The sequence below is a fragment of the Eubacterium sp. SB2 genome, from assembly GCF_001244405.1.
GTDB lineage: Bacteria > Bacillota > Clostridia > Lachnospirales > Lachnospiraceae > Faecalicatena > Faecalicatena contortus_B.
Map to the genome: position 1 here is coordinate 33,890 of NZ_LN865153.1, position 23,734 is coordinate 57,623.

19 protein-coding genes are annotated in these 23,734 nt (G+C 43.2%); 1 reads left to right on the top strand and 18 read right to left on the bottom strand.

Annotation, left to right across the window (positions count from 1 at the left end; translation table 11 throughout):
* Window positions 1-100: 100 nt before the first annotated feature.
* Window positions 101-883 carry a hypothetical protein gene (locus BN1938_RS12395; protein WP_050640923.1) on the top strand — a complete coding sequence of 261 codons (783 nt, stop codon included), beginning with the start codon at window positions 101-103 and terminating at the stop codon, window positions 881-883.
* Between the two features lie 138 nt (window positions 884-1,021).
* Here BN1938_RS12395 and BN1938_RS12400 read toward each other — a convergent pair whose 3' ends face one another.
* The 18 genes from BN1938_RS12400 to cdaA all read right to left on the bottom strand — a co-directional run bounded on the left by BN1938_RS12400 (window position 1,022) and on the right by cdaA (window position 23,648).
* Window positions 1,022-2,326: a S1C family serine protease gene (locus BN1938_RS12400; RefSeq protein WP_050640924.1), complete on the bottom strand. Its 1,305-nt coding sequence runs from the start codon at window positions 2,324-2,326 to the stop codon at window positions 1,022-1,024.
* Window positions 2,327-2,427: 101 nt separating this feature from the next.
* The gene (glmS, locus tag BN1938_RS12405) at window positions 2,428-4,254 is read right to left on the bottom strand and encodes a glutamine--fructose-6-phosphate transaminase (isomerizing) (RefSeq protein WP_050640925.1); all 1,827 of its coding nucleotides are present in this window, start codon (window positions 4,252-4,254) and stop codon (window positions 2,428-2,430) included.
* Window positions 4,255-4,332: 78 nt separating this feature from the next.
* Window positions 4,333-6,822: a glycosyltransferase family 2 protein gene (locus tag BN1938_RS12410; protein ID WP_082202978.1), complete on the bottom strand. Its 2,490-nt coding sequence runs from the start codon at window positions 6,820-6,822 to the stop codon at window positions 4,333-4,335.
* A 25-nt stretch (window positions 6,823-6,847) separates the two neighbouring features.
* Entirely contained in the window at window positions 6,848-7,441 is a 594-nt protein-coding gene (locus tag BN1938_RS12415) for a hypothetical protein (RefSeq protein ID WP_050640926.1), read from the bottom strand.
* Between the two features lie 19 nt (window positions 7,442-7,460).
* The gene (locus BN1938_RS12420; RefSeq protein WP_050640927.1) at window positions 7,461-8,198 is read right to left on the bottom strand and encodes an ABC transporter ATP-binding protein; all 738 of its coding nucleotides are present in this window, start codon (window positions 8,196-8,198) and stop codon (window positions 7,461-7,463) included.
* Window positions 8,199-8,207: 9 nt separating this feature from the next.
* Window positions 8,208-8,984, bottom strand: coding sequence for an ABC transporter permease (locus BN1938_RS12425; RefSeq protein WP_050640928.1), 777 nt, complete (start codon window positions 8,982-8,984; stop codon window positions 8,208-8,210).
* Window positions 8,985-9,199: 215 nt separating this feature from the next.
* Entirely contained in the window at window positions 9,200-10,627 is a 1,428-nt protein-coding gene (locus BN1938_RS12430; RefSeq protein ID WP_187376313.1) for a cohesin domain-containing protein, read from the bottom strand.
* A 24-nt stretch (window positions 10,628-10,651) separates the two neighbouring features.
* The gene (locus BN1938_RS12435) at window positions 10,652-11,977 is read right to left on the bottom strand and encodes an LCP family protein (protein WP_050640930.1); all 1,326 of its coding nucleotides are present in this window, start codon (window positions 11,975-11,977) and stop codon (window positions 10,652-10,654) included.
* Between the two features lie 95 nt (window positions 11,978-12,072).
* Entirely contained in the window at window positions 12,073-12,990 is a 918-nt protein-coding gene (locus BN1938_RS12440) for a glycosyltransferase family 2 protein (RefSeq protein WP_050640931.1), read from the bottom strand.
* Window positions 12,991-13,001: 11 nt separating this feature from the next.
* On the bottom strand, window positions 13,002-14,231 hold the full coding sequence (locus BN1938_RS12445) for an LCP family protein (protein WP_050640932.1): 1,230 nt from the start codon (window positions 14,229-14,231) through the stop codon (window positions 13,002-13,004).
* Between the two features lie 29 nt (window positions 14,232-14,260).
* Window positions 14,261-15,664: an undecaprenyl-phosphate glucose phosphotransferase gene (locus tag BN1938_RS12450; RefSeq protein WP_050640933.1), complete on the bottom strand. Its 1,404-nt coding sequence runs from the start codon at window positions 15,662-15,664 to the stop codon at window positions 14,261-14,263.
* A 247-nt stretch (window positions 15,665-15,911) separates the two neighbouring features.
* Window positions 15,912-17,441, bottom strand: a complete 1,530-nt coding sequence (locus BN1938_RS12455) for a glucosyltransferase domain-containing protein (RefSeq protein ID WP_050640934.1) — start codon at window positions 17,439-17,441, stop codon at window positions 15,912-15,914.
* A gap of 76 nt (window positions 17,442-17,517) precedes the next feature.
* The gene (locus BN1938_RS12460; protein ID WP_050640935.1) at window positions 17,518-18,504 is read right to left on the bottom strand and encodes a glycosyltransferase family 2 protein; all 987 of its coding nucleotides are present in this window, start codon (window positions 18,502-18,504) and stop codon (window positions 17,518-17,520) included.
* 15 nt (window positions 18,505-18,519) lie between these two features.
* Complete coding sequence (locus BN1938_RS12465; RefSeq protein WP_050640936.1) at window positions 18,520-20,106, bottom strand: S-layer homology domain-containing protein; 1,587 nt, start codon at window positions 20,104-20,106, stop codon at window positions 18,520-18,522.
* A gap of 140 nt (window positions 20,107-20,246) precedes the next feature.
* Window positions 20,247-21,161: a nucleotidyltransferase family protein gene (locus BN1938_RS12470; RefSeq protein ID WP_050640937.1), complete on the bottom strand. Its 915-nt coding sequence runs from the start codon at window positions 21,159-21,161 to the stop codon at window positions 20,247-20,249.
* Between the two features lie 38 nt (window positions 21,162-21,199).
* Complete coding sequence (locus tag BN1938_RS12475; protein ID WP_025655660.1) at window positions 21,200-21,475, bottom strand: HPr family phosphocarrier protein; 276 nt, start codon at window positions 21,473-21,475, stop codon at window positions 21,200-21,202.
* A gap of 18 nt (window positions 21,476-21,493) precedes the next feature.
* Window positions 21,494-22,789: a CdaR family protein gene (locus BN1938_RS12480; protein ID WP_050640938.1), complete on the bottom strand. Its 1,296-nt coding sequence runs from the start codon at window positions 22,787-22,789 to the stop codon at window positions 21,494-21,496.
* Window positions 22,776-23,648, bottom strand: a complete 873-nt coding sequence (gene cdaA, locus BN1938_RS12485) for a diadenylate cyclase CdaA (protein ID WP_025655658.1) — start codon at window positions 23,646-23,648, stop codon at window positions 22,776-22,778. Before cdaA ends, BN1938_RS12480 begins: the two co-directional genes overlap by 14 nt.
* Window positions 23,649-23,734: the final 86 nt, after the last annotated feature.

Sequence of the window (23,734 nt, forward strand, 5' to 3'; positions counted from 1 at the left end):
TAGATAAATCTCTTTATCTGTATCAACGGAAGCGATGTTATGCCGGGTTGGCTTAACATAATAAGTTACCTTACATTAAAAACATAAGGAGGGGATTTTGATGAAAAAGAAAATCTTAACGATGCTGTTAGCAGCGGTTCTGGCGGTATCACTTGCTGCCTGTGGTTCCGGTGGGAAAGAAGCCACCGAAAAAAGTGCAAACAAAAGTGCTGCTTCAGAAGATAAGAAGCAGGCGGAGACAAAGGATAACGATGAGGCCGGCTCTCAAAAAGAGGATACAACAAAGGAGCCTGAAAAAGCTGCTGAAGAAACGCCTGAAGTGGTGACAGGTCCGTACGAAACAGAACTGGAAGCAGGTGACTATTATGTTGGCAGTCATATTCCGGAAGGGGTATACAATGTAGAGGTTGTTTCAGGATTAGGAAACATGATGACAAAATCCGGTATTGTAACCTCTTTAGGGTCCGGTACAGGCGTAGAATATGCATCAACCTACGAAAACGCAGCTCTTAAAAACGGGGATGTATTAAAATTAACCCAGTCTCTTAAAGTGAAGATCTCCACCCAGGAAGCTACTTTCAGTACAATGACAGGCTATGAGAACACGGCAAAAGAAGAAAAAGAATTTGGCCCCGGCGACTATTTGATCGGACAGGATATTACACCTGGCTATTATGATATATCGGTTGTTAGCGGTACAATCGTTAATGTGAGTTTAACTGATGGGGCTTTCACCGGGATGTTTTCATCTGATCCCGCCATGGCAGAATCAGCAGGCTCGTCATATAAAAACGTAGCGTTCCGTGAGGGCGCCACTCTGAAGGTATCCACCGGTTCCATTAAGATTACACCAATGGCCAATGTCACACCTATCACTCCATAAAATTACAGGACGCTGCCTTACCATAAAGGCTGCGTCCTGTATTGTATTTATGCGGTATCTGCCGCTGTGTGTTCTTTTTATCCCTGCAGGAAATACATCGAAGAGGTCCTGCAGGTATATATCTGCGTTCCTATATGGCTATTCCTCCTTTGCACCTAATGTTACCTGATAGGTATTTTCAGTGTATTCCCCGTTACTTCCTGGAACCTCAACCGTCAGCGTCACGGTGTCACCTTTTGCATAATATCTTAACTGTTCTTTCAGTGTATTCATGCTGTCAATGGTAGTTCCATTCAATGCTGTTATAACTCCGCCCTTTGTCATTCCAGCTGCTTTTGCTCCGCCTCCGCTGGTAACATCTGTCACATAAACGCCAAGCGGCATATTAAATCTCTGTGCATTCTCAGAGGTCACATCAATACCTTCGATTCCCAGATATCCTCTGTCTGCTTCCGCAACTTTGGATTTTGTCTGCTGATTCATGAGATTTGTAATAATATCTGACACATCGCTGATCGGAATTGCGTAGCCGACACCTTCAACAGAGCTTCCTACGAGTTTGGAGGAGTTAATTCCGATAACCTCTCCGTTTGCATTCACCAAAGCGCCGCCGCTGTTACCTGGATTGATCGCTGCATCTGTCTGAATCAGTCTGACATCGCTGGTTGTTGTTTCACCTGTCATAGTGTCTGTAGTCGTACTCTCACGATCCGTCGCGCTTATAACACCAGTCGTAACAGACTGGCCGTATCCGAGTGCGTTTCCGATGGCAATGGCCGGCTCCCCAACTTTCAACTGAGTAGAATCTCCCAGGGTAGCTACTGCAATCTTATCCATTGTATCTTTGGAAATCGTATCCAGCGGCACGGCAATGACTGCCAGGTCATGGGACGGGTCTGTCCCTTTAATATCTGCCTCAAGGCTTGTGCCGTCATCGAATGTAACTGTCAGTGTCTCACTGCCTTCCACCACATGATTGTTCGTTACAATCAGAAGTTCCGAGTCATTCTGGGCTATGATAATACCCGTACCTGCACTCTCGCTTTGCTGCTGAGATATGCCTCCGAAGAAATCCTGCACCTGCTGGACGCTCATATTGGTGATTGAAACAATGGAAGGCATAACGCTCTCCACAACACCGGACACATCCGATGTGATGACACTGGATGTTTTGGTAAGAGAACTGCTGTTAACCGGAGCCGTATTCTTGGCCGTTGTATTAGACGACTCATTCAGACCCAGTACCTTACTGCCTACAATATTAGATGTTAAAAATGTTGCGCTGGAGACAACTCCAAATAATAGAGCGCATCCGGTTACTACCACAGCCTTGGGCATTTTCTTTTTTAGTTTTCTGCTGTGACTGTTATGATCCGGCTGGCTATTATACTGAGCATTCCCCTGCTGTCCTTCGGGATTGTAATAATTATATTGGTTTTCCATACAAATACCTTCTTTCTCTTGTATTTTATATTGATATAATAGCCGCTCTTTGTGATGGAATTGTGTTTATTTATTTAACAAATTTTGAAACAGCAGTTATTTTATTCAACTGTTACCGATTTAGCGAGATTTCTCGGCTTATCCACATCGCAGCCCCTGCCTACAGAAATATAATATCCAAACAGCTGAAGCGGGATGATAGCCAGGGAATTTGTAAAATAACGGTTTGTCTCCGGTATATAGATTACATAGTCAGCTGCGCGCTCTACCTCGTCGTTGCCCTCGTTTGTAACAGCCAGAACAAACGCCCCCCGGGTCCGGACCTCCACCATATTACTGATCATCTTCTTATACAAATTCTCCTGCGTCAGAACCGCGGCTACAAGCGTCCCCTCCTCAATCAGGGAGATCGTACCGTGTTTTAACTCACCTGCAGCATATGCTTCCGAGTGTATGTAAGAAATTTCCTTCAATTTCAAGGAGCCTTCCATAGAAATCGAATAATCGATTCCCCTTCCGATAAAAAATACATCTCTGGCCGCCAGATATCGATTGGCAAATTTCTGAATTCTGTTTTTATTATTCAGAAGCAGTTCTACCTGATCCGGAATCCGTTTCAAGTCCTCAATATACGTCTTTAGTTCCGCATCGGTTATTTTTCCCCGTACTTTTGCAAATTTCATAGCCAGCAGATACATCGCGATGAGCTGACAGGAATATGCTTTGGTGGTAGCCACCGCGATCTCTGGTCCTGCCCAGGTATACATGACATTATCGGCCTCCCTGGCAATGGAACTTCCCACCACATTTACGATTCCCAGAACCTTGGCCCCTCTTGCCTTTGACTCCCTCAGGGCCGCCAGTGAATCTGCTGTCTCACCCGACTGGCTGATGATAACAACCAGGGTTCCCTCCTCAATGATGGGATCCCGGTATCTGTACTCCGAGGCCAGGTCCACTTCCACGGGAATCCTCGCCATTCCCTCGAATACATATTTACTGGTCATCCCTGCATGGTATGCGGAACCGCAGGCTACGATCATGATCTTGTCGATCTTTTGTATCTCCTCGTCCGTCATATTCAGCTCTTCGATCACGATATCACAGCCTTTGATGCGCGGTGAAAAGGTATCTGTAATCGCTTTCGGCTGCTCATACATCTCCTTCAGCATAAAGTGCTCATATCCGCCTTTTTCGGCGGCATCCACGTCCCATTCGATATGGGTGGACTCCTTTTCAATCGGTTCCTCATCCACATTGAAAAACTCCATGGAGTCCGCAGTCATTCTGACAATTTCTTCGTTTTCTATAAAATAGACGTCTCTCGTATACCTCAGCACTGCCGGCACATCGGATGCTATAATGCAGCCTCCCTCAGATTTGCCGACAATAAGCGGACTGTCCTTGCGTACCGCATAAAGCTCATCCGGATGGTCTTTAAACATAATTCCCAGCGCATAGGATCCCTCCATACGGTGCATAATCTTCGTGATCGTCTGCAGCGGATTTCCCTGGTAATAATAGTCCAGCAGATGGGCGATCACCTCCGTATCCGTATCCGATATAAATTCATACCCTTTATTTACCAGTTTGTTTTTCAGTTTCAGATAATTCTCTATAATTCCATTGTGTACAACGATGATACTCTCTTCTTTATTGAAATGCGGGTGTGCATTGACATCGGACGGTTCCCCGTGGGTAGCCCATCTCGTATGCCCGATTCCCACCGTTCCCGGCAGGGTCGCCCCGTCATGGGTCAGCTCATTCAGTACCTTGAGGCGGCCCTTGGATTTCTTCATCTCGATCTCCTGCCCGTCATATACTGCAATGCCGGCGGAATCATAACCGCGGTATTCCAGTTTTGCCAAACCGTCCAGCAAAATCGGGGCTGCCTGTTTTTCACCTACATATCCAACTATTCCACACATAATGTAACTCCCTTCATACTGTCTAACTCATCTGGTACAATAGTTCAGACAATTCTGAACTCTTACTTTTTCTGCATCTTACGGCAATGTATAAGGCGCCTGGTTAATTGCAAAATTAGGGTTATAGAACGGATCACCATTTTCCAGTATCTCCGGCCATTTCTTCTGAAATTTTTCTACTTCTTTCTCAAAACGTTTTAACTTTTCTGGAGTATCTTCGTAGCCTCTAGATTTTGATTCATAGTGATGCCACTCTGAAAATGCATTATAAACTATCAGTTTATCTGCTTTTCTTAATTTCAGGCAGAGATCCACATCATTGCAGGCAACAGCAAATTGTTCGTCAAAGCCGCCTACCTCCTCAAAAAGGGCCTTCTTGGTCATCAGGCACGCGGCTGTTACCGCACTATAGTTGCAGTTTATCCGGGCCCTCACCATATATCCATAGTCATCGCGCTTCAGTCCTACGTGTACATGTCCTGCATAATTTCCGAAACCAATGACTATCCCTGCATGCTGTACTGTATCATCAGCATACAGCAGTTTCGCTCCTACAGCTCCCACATCCTTCCGCATACAGATACCAAGCATCTCTGAAAGCGCAGATTCTGTTATCATCTCCGTATCATTGTTCAGAAACAGCAGATATTCACCGGCAGCATACTGTACACCAAAATTATTGATAGCAGAATAATTAAATCCTTCTTTCCAGTATACTACTTTAACATTGGAGTATTGCTCTTCCAGATATTTATAATATTCAAAGGTTTTCTTTTCGCTGCTGTTGTTTTCTATGATAATAAATTCGTAATTTTTATAAATACTCCGTTTCTGAATTGATTTAATACAGAGGTCTAAGTCCTCTATATGGTCTTTATTTGGTATAATAATAGATATTTTAGGATCTCCCGGAGTCGCATATTTTACATGGTACATTCCCCACAGTCCCACGTGCTCAACAGACGCTTCGATTCCAACTCGTTTTAAGTGCTCTTCGATTGCATGTTTTCCTGCTTCATATGCATACATTTTGCTTGCAGGATCACCGGCTACAGAATTCATATGAATTCTCCAATGATATAATATTTTCGGTATATGCCGTATCTTATCAGACTCTTCAATGCATCTGAACATCAAATCATAATCTTGAGATCCGTCAAATTCACTTCTGAACCCACCAATTTTTTTAATAATTTCTGTCTTAACAACGAAGAAATGCGTAATATAATTATGGGAACGGAATAAGTCCATGCTGAAATCCGGCTTAAAATTCGGATCATTGAACTCCGAACCGTCTCCTGTCATCTTATCCTCATCTGTATAGAGTATATCGTATCTGTATTCCTGTAATGCACTTGCCACTTCAAAAAGGGCATCCGGTGTCAGTACGTCATCATGGTCAAACAGCCCCACATAATCTCCGCTCACTAAATCCAGCGCTGCATTTGTATTTCCTGAAATACCAAGATTTTCTTTTAGTAAACAATATTTGATTCTGCTGTCCATGACAGCATACTCCTCAAGAATTCTTTCTACGTTTTCGTCACCACCGCTTCCGTCGGCAATACACAGCTCCCAGTTCTGATAGGACTGATTCCTGACAGAATCAATCATCTCCCGTAAAAAAATTTCCGGAGTTTTATAAGTGGGAACAATAATACTGACTTTCGGCTGCCATGCAAATATGGTCTCTCTCTGCTTTTTCAAATCTGCTTCTGTTGCTTTATTTTCCTCAAACCACTGTTGATATGGTTTCCCCTGTGCATTTACACAGGACAATATGTGATCCTTCAATCCATGCAATCCATTTTTCCGAAGGTACTTCATCCCTTTTTCTATGTTCTTTTTATTTAATGCCTTTACAAACCGTACTGCAAACTGCTTGCTGCGCTGTGCTCTCTCGTACTTTTTAAGTTTTACCGGATCAAGCCGGATCTTTTTCCGTTTCACCCCGTCTTCTATAACCAGTGTATAGCATTTTCCTGGATCGCATATAAATTCAACTATAAATCCGCATTCCACATTGTGCGCCTCAATGAGCCCTGCATCCTCTACATCTTTGCGCTTTGTCCTCTGCATTTTTACTTTTAGAGCCTTGCCCATATCATCCCTTACACTGACATGCACCTTATCTGTACCCGATGTAGATACTGCCCATCCTGATAGTATGATTTTCAGCGGCTCAACATGCACCCAGTCAATATTGTAAGAAATCGTACTCTCATCCTTTAAAGCAATGATCTCTTTACGGTCCATGGAGACAATACATTTTCTGTAACTGCCCCGGCGGATGTAAAGACGATAGCTTTCCGGAGTAACACCATTTTCGACATAAGTCTTTATGTGAAACCCGGTATCTGCAGACGGACTATACTTTCCGTTAAACTTGCTTTGTACGTCAGGACGTACAATTTTTTTAATTCTGCTCTCCACCACTTTACCATTCACTTCTGATTCGTAGGTAAACGGCTTTCCTTTTTTCTCAAAACACCATCCATTTACACGAATATATCTTTCTGCCGGTTTTATTCTGAACTTTTTTTGATCAATATAATATTTAAAATCCATACAATCCTTCTCTTTCTGAATCTGCCTATTTGAATAACCTATACAAAAACTTAATGAACACTGCTACATATAATATAAATACCAACAGGACAATAAAGGTCTCCAGATCAAATCTTTCTGTTACTGCTTTAAGAATCATTGTTCCTGTTGTACTTACGCCTTTAATTGTGAGTTCCGTTCCTGCTTCTGTTTCAGGCTGAAAACTAAACCCTATTCCCTTAGATTCATCCACACTTTCGTTCTCAAAAATTATTTTGTACGTATTCCCCTTACAATTTTTCACAGTGTCAAATTTAAAATAATAAAAGCGTCCATTTGTTATTTTTTCAGCATCCGCAGTGCCCTGTGCCTCTAGCTTGCCGTCATTCATGTTTATCAATGAATATTTTACTTTCATTCCCGTAACATTCCCAATCACTTGGCACTTGGCACGAATTCCATCCAGTGTCTCCTCCTGACTTACAAAAGTCTGCTCTATTTCCGCTACAGCTCCTGTTGGAATATACTGACTGTTATCCACATTCTTATCATATACCAGATTATTTTTTCCTATATGGGCATACAAAAATGCAGCCGCGAGTATAAGAACAATTATAATCAGACTTTTTACTTTTTTCATCTTATCTCCTCAGCACTTATCAATAGCATTTACTATATTCTTCACAGATTTTCTCTGCATCTCCAAATTTTCTGAGCTTTCCCTTTTCAAGCCAGACAATCTTGTTGCAGATAGATTTTACCTGCTCAATGCTGTGGGATACAAACAAGATTGTTGTCCCGGAATCCATCATGTGGTGAATCCGCTCCTCACACTTTTGCTGAAAACGAAAATCTCCGACAGACAGCACCTCATCCACAATCAATATATCCGGCGTACCGATCGTTGCTATAGCAAACGCAAGCCGGGACACCATTCCTGAAGAAAAATTCTTAACCGGTACATCCATAAAGTCATGCAGCTCGGAAAACTCCACGATGTCGTCGTAATACCCCTCCATCACTTTCCTTGAGTATCCCAAAAGTGCCCCATTCAGATAAACGTTCTCCTTGGCCGTCAGATCAAAATCAAATCCTGCACCAAGTTCAATTAACGGGGCCACATTCCCATAGACTGCCACGGAACCCTGGGTAGGTTTTAATACCCCGGCTATTGTTTTAAGCATCGTACTCTTCCCGCTGCCATTGAGACCAATCAGTCCCAGAGAGTCTCCCTGCACAACCTCAAAAGATATATCTTTCAGCGCCCAAAATTCATCATAAGATACCTGATTTTTAATGCTCTTTATAATATATTCCTTAAAGCTGTCAAACTTTTCAGATGAAAGGTTAAACTTCATTGATACATTTTCTACTTTTACCACTGTTTTCCTATCCATACTCAACTCCTAAATATTTAAAATAAACTTATCCTGATTTTTATAAAAGACGTACAGACCAATCCCCAAAGACAAGCATGCCTCAACAAGTGCAATCAAAAATGAAGATAAGCTAAACATACTGTTGTTTAACATCACATCACGGAACATCATTAAAATATTAGTCAATGGGTTCAGCATGACCACTTTATATAACCAGTCAGGTAAAATCGACATCGGATAAATAACAGGTGTTAAATACAACAGACCTGTTACAAAAACTCCATATAAATGTATAATGTCTCTGAATTTAACTGTTACTGCTGACAGAATCAGACCGATTCCTAATGAAAAGAGTACCAGCAGGATCAACGGTATGGGGAATAAAAAGGCTGTCCAGTGAAGCTCTGTTCTTGTTGCCACCATAACAATCAGCATCGCTGTAAAGGATGCCATCAGATTAATCGTGCTGGAAAAAACTCTGGACAGAACAAATAAGTATTTAGGAACGTACACCTTTTTAATTAACGCTGCACTTCCTATTATGGCCGACATAGCACCCGATGTAGCATCTGAATAAAAATTAAAAATCACCTGACCGCTTAGAATATATAATGGGAAATTTTCAATATCGAATTTAAACAGATTTGAAAAGACCACGGACAAAATAATCATCATACAGAGTGGATTTAGTAAGGTCCATAGTACACCCAGAACAGACCTTCTGTATTTAATTTTAATATCCCTTGCAACCAGTTCCCCCAACAGAGGTTTAAATTTCAAAAAATTTTGAATATATCTTGACAAAACAGTTACTTCTCCTCTTCTTTTGCGGTAGTTGAATCTATCAGGAGATACCCTGCAGAATAACGCGAACTGGCAGCATCCCGGGATACTGCCAGGTTCTTCCGCAAATTTTTCTTATCTATTATAGCACCCTGTTCCATATAGAGCAACGTTTTCTGTATCATGAAAAATGGCTGGTTTTCCCAGCCATTCTCTTTGATACATTCAACAGACTGTTACAAATCAATAAAATCTACTGAATAATCATCGTCATCTTTTTTCTTTCTGTTTCTGACTGAGGGTGTTTCTTCTTCATATTCTTCAAATTCGTCATCATAGGAATCATCGTCATCCTCATATTCGTCATTGAAGTCTTCGTCATATTCTTCGAAATCGTCGTCATAATCATCGTCATAATCGTCATCATATTCTTCCTTATCTTCCTGGAAACCGACAAACTGATCTCTGTCCCTCTTTCTTGACTTCGGCATATCATCCGGCTCATCCCCATCAATGTCATATTCATCATACAGGTCGTCCAACTCCTGATTCCTGCGGCTCAGTTTTACGCCCAGGACGATTATGATAATCAGCATGATAAGAAACACGCCCCATACAGCGCATAATATAATTGTCATATATTTATTTATAAAGTTTGTAAGCTTATCAGTCAGCGTATTGCTGCTCTCTTTTTTCTCTACCACTGGAAGCGTATATCTCTGGTAGGTCTTCTCTGTAGTATCATATTGGTAATATCCTTTGGTACCCTCACTGCTGAGTGCATATACTAAATAATACTCTTTTTCAGATGTATTCTGCCATGCAGTAAACACCTTTCCACCAATATCCGTTGTTGTCTCTTTATACTCTTCCGGCAGACCTTCTTTGTCCTTGTGGTCCATCAAAAAAATGGAAAGTGAAGAATTAACGTCCACTACCGCTGTCTGTGAAAAAGAGCCATCGTCACTGCTGTAAAGAAAATAGTCAGAATTGCCGTCGCTGTCCTGCAAATAGAATATATACTGCCCACTGGTCTCCTGAAGCATTGCCTTCGTCTTCTTACCGTCCAGTTCCGTATCCGCTGCCGCAAATCCATTTGGGATCACCGCCTCTGAAAAGTTTGCATTTACCGTATACTCTTTCCCGTCTACGGTTACCTTTAGCCCGTCTGAACCTGCCTGGCCTTCGTTTTCACCTGCTTCTTCCTCAGGAACCGGCGTACCACCCTGTATGGTCACCTGTGAAGTACCTAAAGTAAGATTAAGAGCTTCGTCATTGGCCAGATATGCCGTATATTCTTTTACCTCAAGTGTAGCAGTCCCTTCTTTCAGGGCCGTAAACTCCATAGAGTAACTTACTTCCATCGAAGTCCCGTCACCCTTTGCAGACAATTTGACTGTACCGTCGCCGCCAGTTGCATTTGTTCCACTTACAAATTTTAATATAGAAGGATCATAAGTGACTGTAATATCCGTGTCGCCCACAGCAACGCCTTCTGCGCCGGATATCACCTTTGCTGTGACCGTAACATTTTCTCCTGCCGCCGCTGAGGGGTCTGAAAACTGCAGAGAACCTTCTGCCGCCAATGCAACAAACGAAAAACATGAAACCGTCAGGCACAATGTCAATATTGCGGTTCCTATCTTTTTAAATGCTTTTTCCATCTTATCTACCTCTTTTGCCATCTTTTATTGTACTGCTCCACTTAACTGGTCTGAAGTTCCGCCTTCGGCTTCGCTCTCAGGATACTCGGTATTTCCACCTGTTCCAGAACTGTTTTCTCCGCTTTCCGGTACGCTGCTGCCGCCAGTGCCATCTGTATTCCCTGTACTTCCGCCGGTAACGTCCGTATTCCCTGCACTTCCATCATCATTTCCCTGGGGTGCATCATTATAATAATAGCTGCCCTCTTGTGGTTCGTAAGCTGCGGCCTCTTCATCCGAAATTATATTCGTAGCATAACTGCCTATCTCGGTACTTATCTCAGTTACAGTAGAGGACGGACTGTATCCATCATCACCAAAGAAAAATTCATGCAGCAAAAGGACATTACTCTGCAGTGTCTCCGGTACCACTGAACTGCCTACCCCGGATAAACTTGCAGTAGATTTATCGAACGGGAAACCACTCATATCTGTTAAATTATATTCAAAAGCATCTTTTGCATATGCTAAAATTTCTGTCAGTGAAAAATTAGTTTCAATCATCGGAAATACTTTATCAATGATCTTATTGATAGTAGTAAGATCAGCTGTCTGAGCTTTTTTTACAATCTGTTCCAATACCGTGCGCTGCCTCTCTGCCCGCTTGAAATCATCGCCCTGTGTATAGCGGATTCTGCAATAAGATGTGGCCTGTACTCCATCCAGTATCTGTTTGCCGGGCTGCGTCAGTTCGGTGGTCGTCTTACCCGTTACCCTTGATGTTTCCGTGCAGTAGCCGTTAGTCCAGAAAACTTCTTCTGACGTAAGATCCAGCTCAATGCCGCCCAGTGCATCTATAACATCGACCAGCGCATTAAAATTAACCGTTGCATAATGCTGTATGTCCATATCCAGATTTTTATTCAGCATGGCTACAGCCTCTTCAGGACCCCCAAAAGAATAAGCTGCATTTGCTTTATTGTATGATCCGTCCTCCTGCTGAAGCAGTGTATCCCTGAATACGGAACATAATCTGACTTCTTTATTCTCACGGTTCAGGCTTGCTATAATGATAGTGTCACTTCGTTCCCCCTCTTCGGGATTTCCCGGCCTGGTATCAAGGCCGAACAACGCCACATTCAAATATCCAGTTTCATTATGCTCAACTTCTGTCGATATATTCAGCTTTGATGCATCCAGCTTTGTGGTTTCTATCTTATTGAGCTTTGATGCCGCAAAGGCTACTCCGGCAGTTGTCAGCAGGATAACAGTCCCCCCAGCGATAGCCAGTGCTTTCTTCCATACTGCCCAAGATGCAAATCCTCTCTTCGCTCTTCTTCTGCGTCTTCTTATATTCTTTTTTCTCGCCATTGTAAATCCTTCCTAAAATATCGAATTCATGATCACAATTAATCATACAATACTTCCAGCTAAACTTCAATCTTAATTTCCGTATTCTTCCTGCTTCAATTCCAATATTTAGGATTTGAGGAGAGCTTTACTACTAGCCTTTGTGGAAGATGCTTATAACGCTGTCCCAGTTTATACCCCAGGTACTTAAACCCACTTTTTATTACAAGCGGCACAATCAGCCAGGGGCTCCTTATCTTAATAAGGTATCCTGCCGTATCTCTCACCAGTCTGATTCCTTCACTCTCAGACTTAATGCCGCCAAATATATCTGGATTATCAACCTGTGAAACAGCAACATCAAAATTTCTCTTGAACTGTTGAATACAAGAATAATTATGTGAGTGAATCACCTTTGCTTCCGATGCATATACACAACTGTACCCCGCCTTCAGCATTCTCCCAGCCATAATCATATCTTCATTAAAAATTGCCTTTTTCACAAACCCCCCCAGCTCATCATAATAGGTTCTTCTGTATGCCGCACATACATTAGAACAAAAAAATGCTTTTACCCCTATTTTATCAACCGAATTTAAATCTTTTATACAACCTTCTGCCGGATAATTAAAGCCTCTCGTATAGCGTTCAATCACATCACACTTCTCGTCCGGCAACTGCCTTGCATAGGCACAGGCGACTTTATCATCCTTAAAGGCCTCAGAAAGATGCAATATAAGATCACGATCTGCCGGAACGGCATCCTGGGTCATACAGATAAAAATATCGGCTTTACTTAAACCCGCAGCCATCCGGCGGGTCCCTCCGTGGTCAAACGCTTCCTTCTCAATCTCTTTCACTGTCACCTTGCTGTCCGGTCCCACAGCTTCCCAGGGAAATCGTCCCCCTTTTGTATGGATAATAAAAATATTCTGTATGGGATATGACTGCCTTTTCAGCCCTCTGATCAGCTTTTCAAATTTTATATCCGGTTTGTAAGCGGGAATAATAATATCTACTGTGGGTGTGTTCATAATTACTTCTCCTAATATCCTGCAGCATCTCCGTAATCAGCGCCACTGCTATCTGAGCCATCCGTATATCCATAATCTCCATTATCCTGGGTATCTGTAGATCCATAGGCATCTGTGCTTCCGGTTCCGCCTGCAGTATCCGTGTCTTCTGCACCGCCGGCGTTATCATCGTAAGAACCAGCGATTCCTGTCAGATAAGCTACATCACTGTCAATCTGCAGCACCTTGTCAGATACCTGATAATTATCCACACCAAACAAGAACTTGTGGAGCTGTCTCACATTATCAGCAAAACCAATTGATACGACAAAAGAACCCTCTAGCCCGCTTACTTCTTCCGATGTGGTAACATCAAACGGAAATCCCGACATTTCACCGATTGTATACCTTGCAGCACTTGCTGCCAGACCTACAAAATCGCTGGTAGACAAATTAGTCGAAACCTGTGGAAGTACCTGGTCAATAATTTTATTCAAAGTAGACAGGCTCGCGCTCTTCGCCTTATCAACCACCTTCTGCAGAACAGTTCTCTGCCGCTCGGCACGTTTATAATCATCCCCCTCTGTATATCTTATTCTTGCATATGAAACTGCCTGAATCCCATCTAAAAGCTGATTTCCAGGCTGGGTCAGTTCTGTTGTTTTTCTTCCTACTACCTGTGAAGTTTCCGTACAATATCCATTTGTCCAAAATACTTCCTCTGCAGTCAGATCGATTTCGATACCTCCAAGTAAATCAATCACATCTGCCAGGGCATTAAAATTCACACTCATATACTTGCTGATATCCAGGTCAAAATTCCGGTTCAGCAGTGCTATTGCCTCCTCCGGGCCTCCAAATGAATATGCGGCGTTCGCCTTCTCGTATGTCCCGTCGTCCTGCTGGGTCAATGTATCCCTGAATACAGATACAACTTTTACATTTTTTGTTTTATTGTCAATGCTTGCGATCATCATACTGTCGCTTCTTACTCCACCGTCCAGTTCTCCTTCTCTGGAGTCAAGTCCGAACAGCGCGATATTGGTAAATTCTCCCGTATCCTGATAGATCTCCAGGTTTGAGGTGTCAACCGTCTTAAAATCCAGTTTGTCCAATTTGGACATTGCATAAGCTGCTGCTCCCAAAACAAGAAGAAGAATAATTTCAACTACAAGCAGTATAATTCTTTTTCTCATCTTTTTCTTATGTAACAAAGCACGCTGCTGCTTTGTCAGTTTACCCTTGGATTTTTTTCTAGCCATTTTCACTTCCCCTTAAAATTGATCTCTGCCTAATAGGCATTTTTGTTTACAAAACCCTTAAAAAACGTCAGGAACAATATTTTAAAATCAAATCCTATCGTCCAGTTCTCAATATAGTACAAATCGTATTCTATACGCTTTCTAATGGAAGTATCTCCCCTCAGGCCGTTCACCTGTGCCCATCCTGTCAGGCCGGGTCGTACCTGGTGTTTTACCATGTATCTGGGTATTTCCTCCCTGAACTTTTCGACAAAAAGCGGCCGTTCAGGCCTGGGGCCGACCAGGCTCATATCGCCTTTCAAAACGTTAAAAAGTTGTGGGAGTTCATCAATGCTTGTTTTGCGAATAAACTTACCTACGGTTGTTACTCTGGGATCATTTTTAGTAGTCCATCTGCTTTTCTCTTTTTCTGCCTCCTGCACTACCATAGAGCGGAATTTATACATGGCGAAGGGTTTGTTCTGCAGTCCCACTCTTTCCTGATTAAAAATAAGCGGACCGGGGGATGTCACTTTAATTGCCAGTGCAGTAAACAGCATAATGGGTGAAAATAATATAATTGCCACAACCGCGCCAAAAATATCGACGCTTCTTTTCACCACTTTATTCACGGTATTGTTCAGAGGAACACGCCTGATGTTAATCACCGGCAGCCCTAGCAGATCCTCAGTATATGGCTTTGTTGGAATAATATTATTATAGTCAGGAATGAATTTTGTATGCACACCTGATTTTTCACACATGTTTACAATATATTCAAGCTTATGATACTCGTCAATGCCAAGAGTTATAGCGATCTCATCCACTCTGTTTTGAGGCAGAATAATAAGAAGATTATCAATACTTCCAATGACTTTTACGCCTTTATATTCCGTGCCTCTCGGCTGATGGTCATCCAGAATTCCTCTGACGGAATATCCCCATTCCGGATTAGCCATTATCCGGTCAATATATTGTTCCGCAGCGCGGCTGTAACCAACCAGAATCATATGCTTCTGGTTGTATCCGTTTCTTCTGATATTGCGAAGAAAATATCTTATCAGGTTCCTGGACAAAACTTCCAGAAAAACATTTACCACAAAAAACACGAAAATCATTTTTCGTGAAAAGTTGGGCTGCTTTGTCAGGTAAAGAATCAGGATGAAGCCCAGCAGTCCTATCACATTTGCCTGGGTAATGTGCCATGCTTCCAGTCTTCTGCCTTGAACACGCCTTGGTGTGTACACCTGAAAGCATCCATATAGGATCAAATATCCAGGAACAATATACGTCAGCGCCCGCATATATATTTCAAAAGGCAGATACCAGCCATCTACCTCCATCAGTCCGCTTCTGAATCGCAGATACCAGGCAAGCGCATAAGAAGCTATGATGACCAGCCCGTCCAATACCACCTGCATCCGGTTCAGATATTTCTGATTGTCTTTAATCATTATTTTCACCTTGCTCGTTTATATATAATACCATATACTGCGGCTATGCCGCAGACCCGCACGCAGAACTTGTATTACGAGATGCCCTGCGGTATTCTTTAATAGTGAATCTCAATTCATAGATTAGGTTATACATTATCTGTTATATGATACAATACTTTCGGTAAAAGGACAAGTGAAATCTATGTGTTCTTTAACATTTGCTTAATATTTCCGTAATATAATTCGGTTTTTACAGAATAGCCAACTACCGGCCCAGATTGATTTTGTACCACTTGTCCGTCGGTTCTGATAAAAATATAATTACGGTGTCTTCTGTTTCCTTTATGCTATTCTCCCCGGGCCATGGCTCCATTCCCGGTGTCAACTCTAAAGCATGCTCTATCTGCCCCGGTGTCGGCTGGCTCAGACTATATCCTACTGTTTTCATAAAATTACACATCCTGGAGATATTTCCGTCATCCCATTCAAAGATGGCGCTGCCGACAGTGTCTGACTTTACGAGCCCTACGTCATCCATAGGTTCCATTCCAATAAACACAACTGCTTTCTTGTCATACTCAATCCCCTGGCTTTTGATATCGTACATCACCTGGTTCGCAACATTTTTGTCATATTCATAGGCCACATTTGCCGAGTAAAAAAGCATATTCATATTTTTCGCATTTAAAAACAGCAAGTAGGCCCCGCCAATCATCCCCAGCCGCTTAAGCAGTGGCTTCTTCAAAACAGAGAGGATCAGATACATTTCAACAGCACCTGAAAGGGCCAGTCCCAACAGAGTACGGCCATGCGTCTTGTAGGTGCCGAGGGCCAGATATAATATAAAGGGGGCGGCCGTCAGCGCGACTGTAAAAAACAGAATGCCCAGCCTCCTTACCGCATGTTTTTCTTTCAGAAAACTCCACACTGCAAAAACTACAAATAAAACAGTAACTATCCGGATCACTTCGCCACCGTATATGTACTCTTCACCAACCGGAATTGCAAAAGATACCCTTGCAACATTAGCCAGTGCCATAAACAGAGCCTTCCCAATACCGCCCTCCTCAAACCATCCCACGTAATTATCTGCCAGATAAGTAGATGCTCCGAATAATTTCATTAGCAGAAGATTAATACCATAATACCCCGCAAGGCCGGCAGCAAATACGCCGGCCCATCTCACAAGTTTTTTCCCGAGGCCATCCATACCATCCAGATAATTTTTCAGGCAATACGCCACAATCGCAGTCACGTAAACACAGGTGTAAGCCTGATAAACAGCAAACGCATAAATCAGCATAATCAATGCATACAACCATTTTCTTCGGCATTTCTCTTCAATTGCCTCAACACTGAACATAAATCCCACTGCTGTACACAACATCCCTGACGCAATCTGTAAACTGAACATAGAAAAAGAGAACATTTCACCCATCACAAACGGTAAAGAGCAGAAGTAAGCCTGGAAAAAAAACAGCGGAACCTTTTTTGCTTTATCTCCAAATAAGGTGAAGCCAAACAGTGCTCCACCTGCGTTCCATAAGATAATAGCAAGGATATCCCATAAAACTGGCGCATACCGCCCATTATCCATGGAAAGAAAGTTAAATAAATCAATTCCCCATCTACCCTGGACAAACCATTTAGTAAAAGGTTCCTCAATCTGTATCCAGGTTTCTTCATCAATTGATACCCCCGGATTTACAAGCATATAAATAAAACACAGAAATGATAAAATACCCGCAGCAATAAAAACAGTCCTGTTTTTCTTAAAAAAATCATTCACTCTCATCTTATAGTTCTCCTGATAAACCGGAGTCTGCAGTGGTGAAACACTACAGACTCCGGCCCTACTCTTATGTCACTGTCTATTTAGACTTCTTTTTCAGTTTTCTTTGTCCCCAGTCTGCGGCATAAGCCCATGTATTCACAAAAAGTTCCCATTCTATCCGGCAATAATGGAAAAAGAATTTCCACTGGAACGGCACTTTTCGGCACATATTCAAAGTTTTCAGTCCTTCTTTAAGTCCATCACGGTAATCCTTTCCAAATCCATTTTTACAGAAAAACAGATACTTCATTACGTAACCTGCCGTCAACGGCAGAAAATTCAATGCCAACTGAAATACTGGCATATTTTTGTAATTTAGATAAATACTGTTTCTTGCAGACAGTTTTACTTTAAACGTGTTATACTTTGATCCACTTGTACCACTGCCCACATGGCGAACCAGCGCTGTTGGACAGTAAGTATTTTTATATCCGTAAATTTTTGCTCGGTAGCCTATGTCTATATCCTCTAAATATGCAAAATGGCTTTCATCAAAATAACCTATTTTTTCGAAAACAGATTTCCGGTATATTGCAGCTCCTGCGCAGGCAGAAAAAATCTGGTCTGTCTTCCTATAATTCTTTACTGACCGACTTACTCCGCGGCAGATCCCCCAGCCCAGCAGTGTATACAGATCCCCTGCACTGTCGATCAGATCCGGGTGGTATAATTGGATCATCTTGCTGCTCACCGAAAAAATCTTACAGCTTCGTTTCATTGCCTTGACCATTTCCTCTACGTAATGTTTTTCAACAACTGTATCATTATTCAGAAGTATTACATAGGGGGTATCAGACATCTTTATGCCCTTATTCACAGCATAACTGAATCCATAATTTTTATCAAGCGCTTCTACTTGTATGTTTGGATATGAGCTTCTCATATAATCCAGGCTTCCGTCCGTCGAACCGTTGTCTACAACAAGTATCCTGAAATCTTGATAGCTTTGCCTTGCCAGAGATTTCAAACATGGCTCCATAAAATGCCTGCCATTATAATTTGGAATGATAATTGTAACTTCCATTACATATCCTCACTTTTATCTTTTTTCTATTCCTGTCATGTAGCGCATCAGCATCGTCGCACACGCTGCACGGTCAGTCGAGCTGCCCGGGGCCAGTGAACCATCACCGTTTCCGCTTATAATGCCTGCTCCTACGGCCCATTTAACCGCTTCCATTGCAAACTGGCTTGTCATTTTTCCGTCTGGGAATTGATCCAGACTGCCGCCAGCTGATACATTATAACCTCTGTATTTTGCATATCTATTCAGCATAACTGCCAGCTGTTCACGCGTGATTTCATCTCCCGGTCCGAAATATCCGTTTTCATATCCCGTAGTAATTCCTGCCGATGACGCCCATAAAGCCCCGCTTGTATAAAACTCATTATTCTTTACATCTGGAAATCTGGGTGAATATGACACCTCCGGTGACCCTGCCATACGATACAGTATTGTTACGAACTGCCCTCTGCTCACTTTTTCAGAGGCACCGAATGTGGTGGAATTCAGCCCCGTCATCAATCCATTCCAGTACATATAATAAACAGCATCATAACACCAGCTGTCCTTGCTTAAATCTTTAAAAGGCAGGGTATCATCCATCCAGAAATTCAGATCCACATTTCCGCTGATTCCATCCACTTTCCCTGAAGAGGTACACTGCCATATGTCGTAATTTCCGCTGTAATCACAGGTAGTATTATATTGTGCAACCCATTTCGACCATGAACTGTTATTGAATACAGGATCTGTCAAAAGCCTGCTCCACCAGTCCAGATTTGCATATATTCCTGTTTTGTAACCTGCATTTGAAATTGTATCACAGAAAGTTTTTGCTATACTGCCCAGCATCTTTGTTCCGACGCCTGCTGTGGAACTGTCTTCCATATCCAGATATACCGGATAGGATGGTGTATGTCCCCTTAAAAGGCGCAGAACATGCGCTGCCTCACTTTTCGCCATTGTGATATCGGTCGCATAGGAATAAATATATACTCCATATGGTATTCCAAGGCGTTCGCATTCTGATACATTTCTTGCCCACTGTGCATCGTCCTGGTATGAATAATCATCACCGTATCCACAACGCAGTATGGCAAAATCAATGCCATCACTCTTCACTTTATTCCAATCGATTATTCCCTGATGTTCACTGACATCAATCCCCTTTTTCGCTGCCCCCACAATTATATTTCCGGTATTGTTGACATAAACACCATTCACCTTTTCCCATGCATTAGGATGCTGTGCGTAAAGCTCAATCCCCGGAATCGGACTTCCGTCCTCATACCTCCAGCTGTTCTCACGTTTTCCCCCGTCTTCTGTTTGAGCTTCACCGCCTTCTGAATTGCCAGAATTTTCAGATGTAGACTGATCACTATTTGCTGCAAAATCAGCGCCGTTATCTGCTGCTTCATCCCCCGCTGCCTTTTCCACATTATTGTCTGTGTATTCGCAGTAGCCCCCGTCCGGTTCACTGCCATCTATATTCTGAATATCCTGTGCTATCGGATCTCCGCCCATCGCTGCTGCATTGCTAATCGTCCCACTGACCGGTGCTCCGAGCGTTATCATACCAATACCAAGTACCGCCGCAATTAATCTTCTTATGTGTTTTAACATCTAGCATCTCCTCTCTGTAGTTAACAATTGCCACCTGCTAAGTATATATACTTTTTCCTGCCCTTGTCAATAGAACACTTCAAGCACAAAGGCATATGCATCCTTTTTTATGGATACACATGCCTTCTTCTCACTCAATTCTAAAATAACTTCTCCGGATATACTCCCGCATCAACAAGTCCCCTTACCGCTGAAACCACAGCATCTTTATCTTCCTTATAAGTTACTCCAAACCATTTATCCCCGGACTTCAGCACCTTAACGGCCAGTTTTCCTTCTCCCAGCAGCTCCCCTATAATCGTTGGAAGGAGGTATTCGGCTTTTAGGTTCTCCTCATCTGTCATACTCAAAAACTCTTCAAAACCATCCACAAGTATCTGGAAGAAGTCCGGCCTCAGTCCCCACATGTTCATGGAAACCGGAGACTCCACATCAATCTCCCGGCTGCCGCATTCCTTCTGCACGACCGCCCGGCCGTCAACTTTTTCGATGTTATGGGTCTCCTCGATGTCTGCAAGCATGCCATTTTCATCCACGCTGCATACACCGCGGGTCACTGCCCCATTGTCGCTCAGTGTATTTTTTAACACAAAACTGATCATGCAGATCTCCATGCCATCGCTTCGGGACTCCGCCGTGAGATATTCAAACCCTTCTCTGAATGCCTGCTTACCGTAATAATCATCCGCATTGATCACAAGAAACGGCGCGTCCACCACATCCTTGCAGCAGAGAATCGCCTGACCGGTTCCCCATGGCTTTGTTCTTCCGGCAAACCGCTCTTTATAAGGCTCTGGAATATCATCCACCTCCTGGAAGGCATAATCGACATCGATTACCTTCTCAATCCTGTTTCCGATCACTTCCTTAAAATCTTTTTCCAGATCCCGTCTGATTACAAATACAACTTTGTCAAATCCTGCCTCCATGGCATCATAGATCGAATAATCCATGATAATCTCACCGTTCGGCCCAACCGGCTCCAGCTGCTTAATGCCCCCGCCGAATCTGCTTCCAATACCAGCCGCCATAATCACTAATGTAGCTTTACTCATCTTTTTCTCCTTATTTCTGCCTTATCATAGACTGTATTCTATTCTCCCAAACCATCTTCTACAATACGTACCATCTCCCGGAGTGCGGTTTCCTCGTCGTCTCCTTCACAGATAATCCGAATCTCATCTCCGCTTTTAATGCAGGCGCCAAGCACGCTTAACACGCTTTTGGCATTCGCTGTTACATCCTCGGACTTTGTTTTCTTCTCCACCGTAATCTTGCTGCCATATTGCATGGCAGTTCTGCAGAACAGGCCTGCGGGCCTGAGATGCAGGCCTGTAGGGTTCTTTATCGTAACTTTTTCGCTTACCATGTGAACTCTCTCCTCCCGTTATTCTTCCTTTGTTACGCTTTGCTCCTCTTTTTCATCTTTCTCAGTAAGAGTAACCTTTACCGTTGGATTCTTCAGCAATGTAATATTGGAACCATTCGCGCCGTCCATATCCAGATCCACGTTTACCGGCACTTCGTATGACCCCGGTTTTGTATAAGTCTTTAAATCTATATATACTGCATTTTTCACATCCAATTTCTCAAGTGCTTCCTGAGCGCCTTTAAACTGCAGCTGAATATCTGTATTGTCCTCAAAGGATACCCTGAGATTATCCTGCACATTATTCACCCGGATGGATTCTGCGAGAAGCTCAATCGTTCGGGTTCCTTCCTGCTCAATGGATACGGTTACTACAACATTATTGGCGGTCTCGTCTACCAGTTTTATCCCCTCCGGCAGATATGGCACAATATCAATCGTCTGCTCCAGCTTTTCCGTAGCTCCGCTGATGTCGATCTCTGAAGCCGGTACGTCCAGTTCGGTGAACCCGCTCAGGGCCTCCGCCGTACCGCAGACCTGAATCCGCTCCGGTTCACTGGTAAGGCCGCTGTACACATATCCTTCTTCCGGAGTCCCCATAACATTGAAATTCAATGCTACGCTCTTTGTATTGAGTATCTCCACCTCGACGGTAATGCCATCCTCCCCCAGATTATCTTTCAGCTGGCTCTTATCCACCGGATTGCCGTTGCTGTCATAATAGGTAAGCTCGGCCTGCAGTACTGTCGTCTTGGACAATCCCGATACATCCACCTTTGCCACCGCTTTATCAATACTGTTGACCAGTGATTCCGCCCCGCTCACGGTAACCTTCGCCGGATTGGTCGGCGTATTGCCGACTACATACCCGTCACGCGGTATGCCCGTCACACTGACATTCACAGGGAATGGATTCTTTGTCTGATCCTCTATCTTAACCTTTAGGTTGCCTGGTGTTGCTTCCGCGGTATACTTTCCTTCATAACCTGGAACTGTTGCTGTGATGGGAATCAGTGAACTGATCTGCATCTCACTCATGTCCGCCGTCGCAATGATACTGCTGCTGGACAGCTTAGCCAAAACTGATCTCTTCGCACGCACTACCACACTTACCTTCTGTGTGTCGTCTAATATCTTATAGGTCTTTCCTTCATTTGTCACAACCTCGGTATTCTGTACCGTAACATCTATATTCCGGAAGGTCGTCGACTCCACCGGATCATCTATATTCACTACGATCAGCCACAACAGGGCAGCGAAAACCAGTGCCATAATCTTCAGCCCCAGGTTGTTCGTAAACTTATATTTCTTCATGCCTCTGCCGTCCTTTCCGTATAGTAAATTTCTTGCCTTCCGCAGTTCTATACTGGATTTGGTTCAGCCTTGTGGCAAGGTATTCCGGCGTAACTCCTCTCGCAAGCTGCCCGCCCATCGCAACGGAAACCTGGCCCGTCTCCTCGGATACAACAATAATCAGTGCATCACTTACTTCACTCATCCCCAATGCAGCTCTGTGCCTGGTCCCCAGGTCTTTGCTGATTGACATGTTATCTGAAAGCGGCAGATAACATGTGGCTGAAGTAATTCTGTCTCCTCTTATAATTACAGCTCCGTCGTGAAGCGGAGTGTTATGTTCGAATATATTCAGCAGAACCTGGGAAGAGACTTTGCAGTCCAGTTCGATTCCGGTCATCTCATATTCCGTAAGACGGATGGCCTGCTCTACTACAATCAAAGCCCCTGTACATACACTCCCCATGTCAAAGCAGGCTTTTACAAGACTCTCCAGCGTTACATCGGAGAACCTCTGGTTTTCTCTGCTTCTGTCAAACAGATTGATATTGCTCAGAAGGTTTTTCTCCCCCAGCTTTTCCAGCGCCCGCCGCAGCTCCGGCTGAAAAACCACCACAGCGGCTATTGCCAGAACGTTGATCGACTCTCTGGCAAGGAACAATATGGTATGCATCCGAAATATAGCAGCTACCAGTATAAACAAGCCAAGGACGATCATGCCCTTCAAAAGCATCCATGCCTTTGTATTCTTAATCCACAGCATAATCTCGTAGACGATGATCGATACAATGATAATCTCTATGATATCTGTCAGGTGAACATTCGGAAAGTACATGTCGCTCACATAGTTGTCAAAAAACGTTTTGATCCACTGTTCCATTCTGCCACCTCCTGTCTTAATTATGAATGCTGCTCCCTTTATTCATTTAATGCCCAAAGAACATAAGTCCCTGAGTTCCCCTTAGG

Bases quoted from the DNA above. Each gene is read 5' to 3' on its own strand.
- BN1938_RS12435 (WP_050640930.1), bottom strand. From the start codon at position 11,977: ATGGCGAGAAAAAAGAATATAAGAAGACGCAGAAGAAGAGCGAAGAGA.
- BN1938_RS12475 (WP_025655660.1), bottom strand. From the start codon at position 21,475: ATGGTAAGCGAAAAAGTTACGATAAAGAACCCTACAGGCCTGCATCTC.
- BN1938_RS12470 (WP_050640937.1), bottom strand. From the start codon at position 21,161: ATGAGTAAAGCTACATTAGTGATTATGGCGGCTGGTATTGGAAGCAGA.
- BN1938_RS12400 (WP_050640924.1), bottom strand. From the start codon at position 2,326: ATGGAAAACCAATATAATTATTACAATCCCGAAGGACAGCAGGGGAAT.
- BN1938_RS12420 (WP_050640927.1), bottom strand. From the start codon at position 8,198: ATGGATAGGAAAACAGTGGTAAAAGTAGAAAATGTATCAATGAAGTTT.
- BN1938_RS12430 (WP_187376313.1), bottom strand. From the start codon at position 10,627: ATGGAAAAAGCATTTAAAAAGATAGGAACCGCAATATTGACATTGTGC.
- BN1938_RS12450 (WP_050640933.1), bottom strand. From the start codon at position 15,664: ATGATTAAAGACAATCAGAAATATCTGAACCGGATGCAGGTGGTATTG.
- cdaA (WP_025655658.1), bottom strand. From the start codon at position 23,648: ATGGAACAGTGGATCAAAACGTTTTTTGACAACTATGTGAGCGACATG.
- BN1938_RS12395 (WP_050640923.1), top strand. From the start codon at position 101: ATGAAAAAGAAAATCTTAACGATGCTGTTAGCAGCGGTTCTGGCGGTA.
- BN1938_RS12415 (WP_050640926.1), bottom strand. From the start codon at position 7,441: ATGAAAAAAGTAAAAAGTCTGATTATAATTGTTCTTATACTCGCGGCT.
- BN1938_RS12455 (WP_050640934.1), bottom strand. From the start codon at position 17,441: ATGAGAGTGAATGATTTTTTTAAGAAAAACAGGACTGTTTTTATTGCT.
- BN1938_RS12480 (WP_050640938.1), bottom strand. From the start codon at position 22,789: ATGAAGAAATATAAGTTTACGAACAACCTGGGGCTGAAGATTATGGCA.
- BN1938_RS12460 (WP_050640935.1), bottom strand. From the start codon at position 18,504: ATGGAAGTTACAATTATCATTCCAAATTATAATGGCAGGCATTTTATG.
- BN1938_RS12410 (WP_082202978.1), bottom strand. From the start codon at position 6,822: ATGGATTTTAAATATTATATTGATCAAAAAAAGTTCAGAATAAAACCG.
- BN1938_RS12440 (WP_050640931.1), bottom strand. From the start codon at position 12,990: ATGAACACACCCACAGTAGATATTATTATTCCCGCTTACAAACCGGAT.
- BN1938_RS12445 (WP_050640932.1), bottom strand. From the start codon at position 14,231: ATGGCTAGAAAAAAATCCAAGGGTAAACTGACAAAGCAGCAGCGTGCT.
- BN1938_RS12465 (WP_050640936.1), bottom strand. From the start codon at position 20,106: ATGTTAAAACACATAAGAAGATTAATTGCGGCGGTACTTGGTATTGGT.
- glmS (WP_050640925.1), bottom strand. From the start codon at position 4,254: ATGTGTGGAATAGTTGGATATGTAGGTGAAAAACAGGCAGCCCCGATT.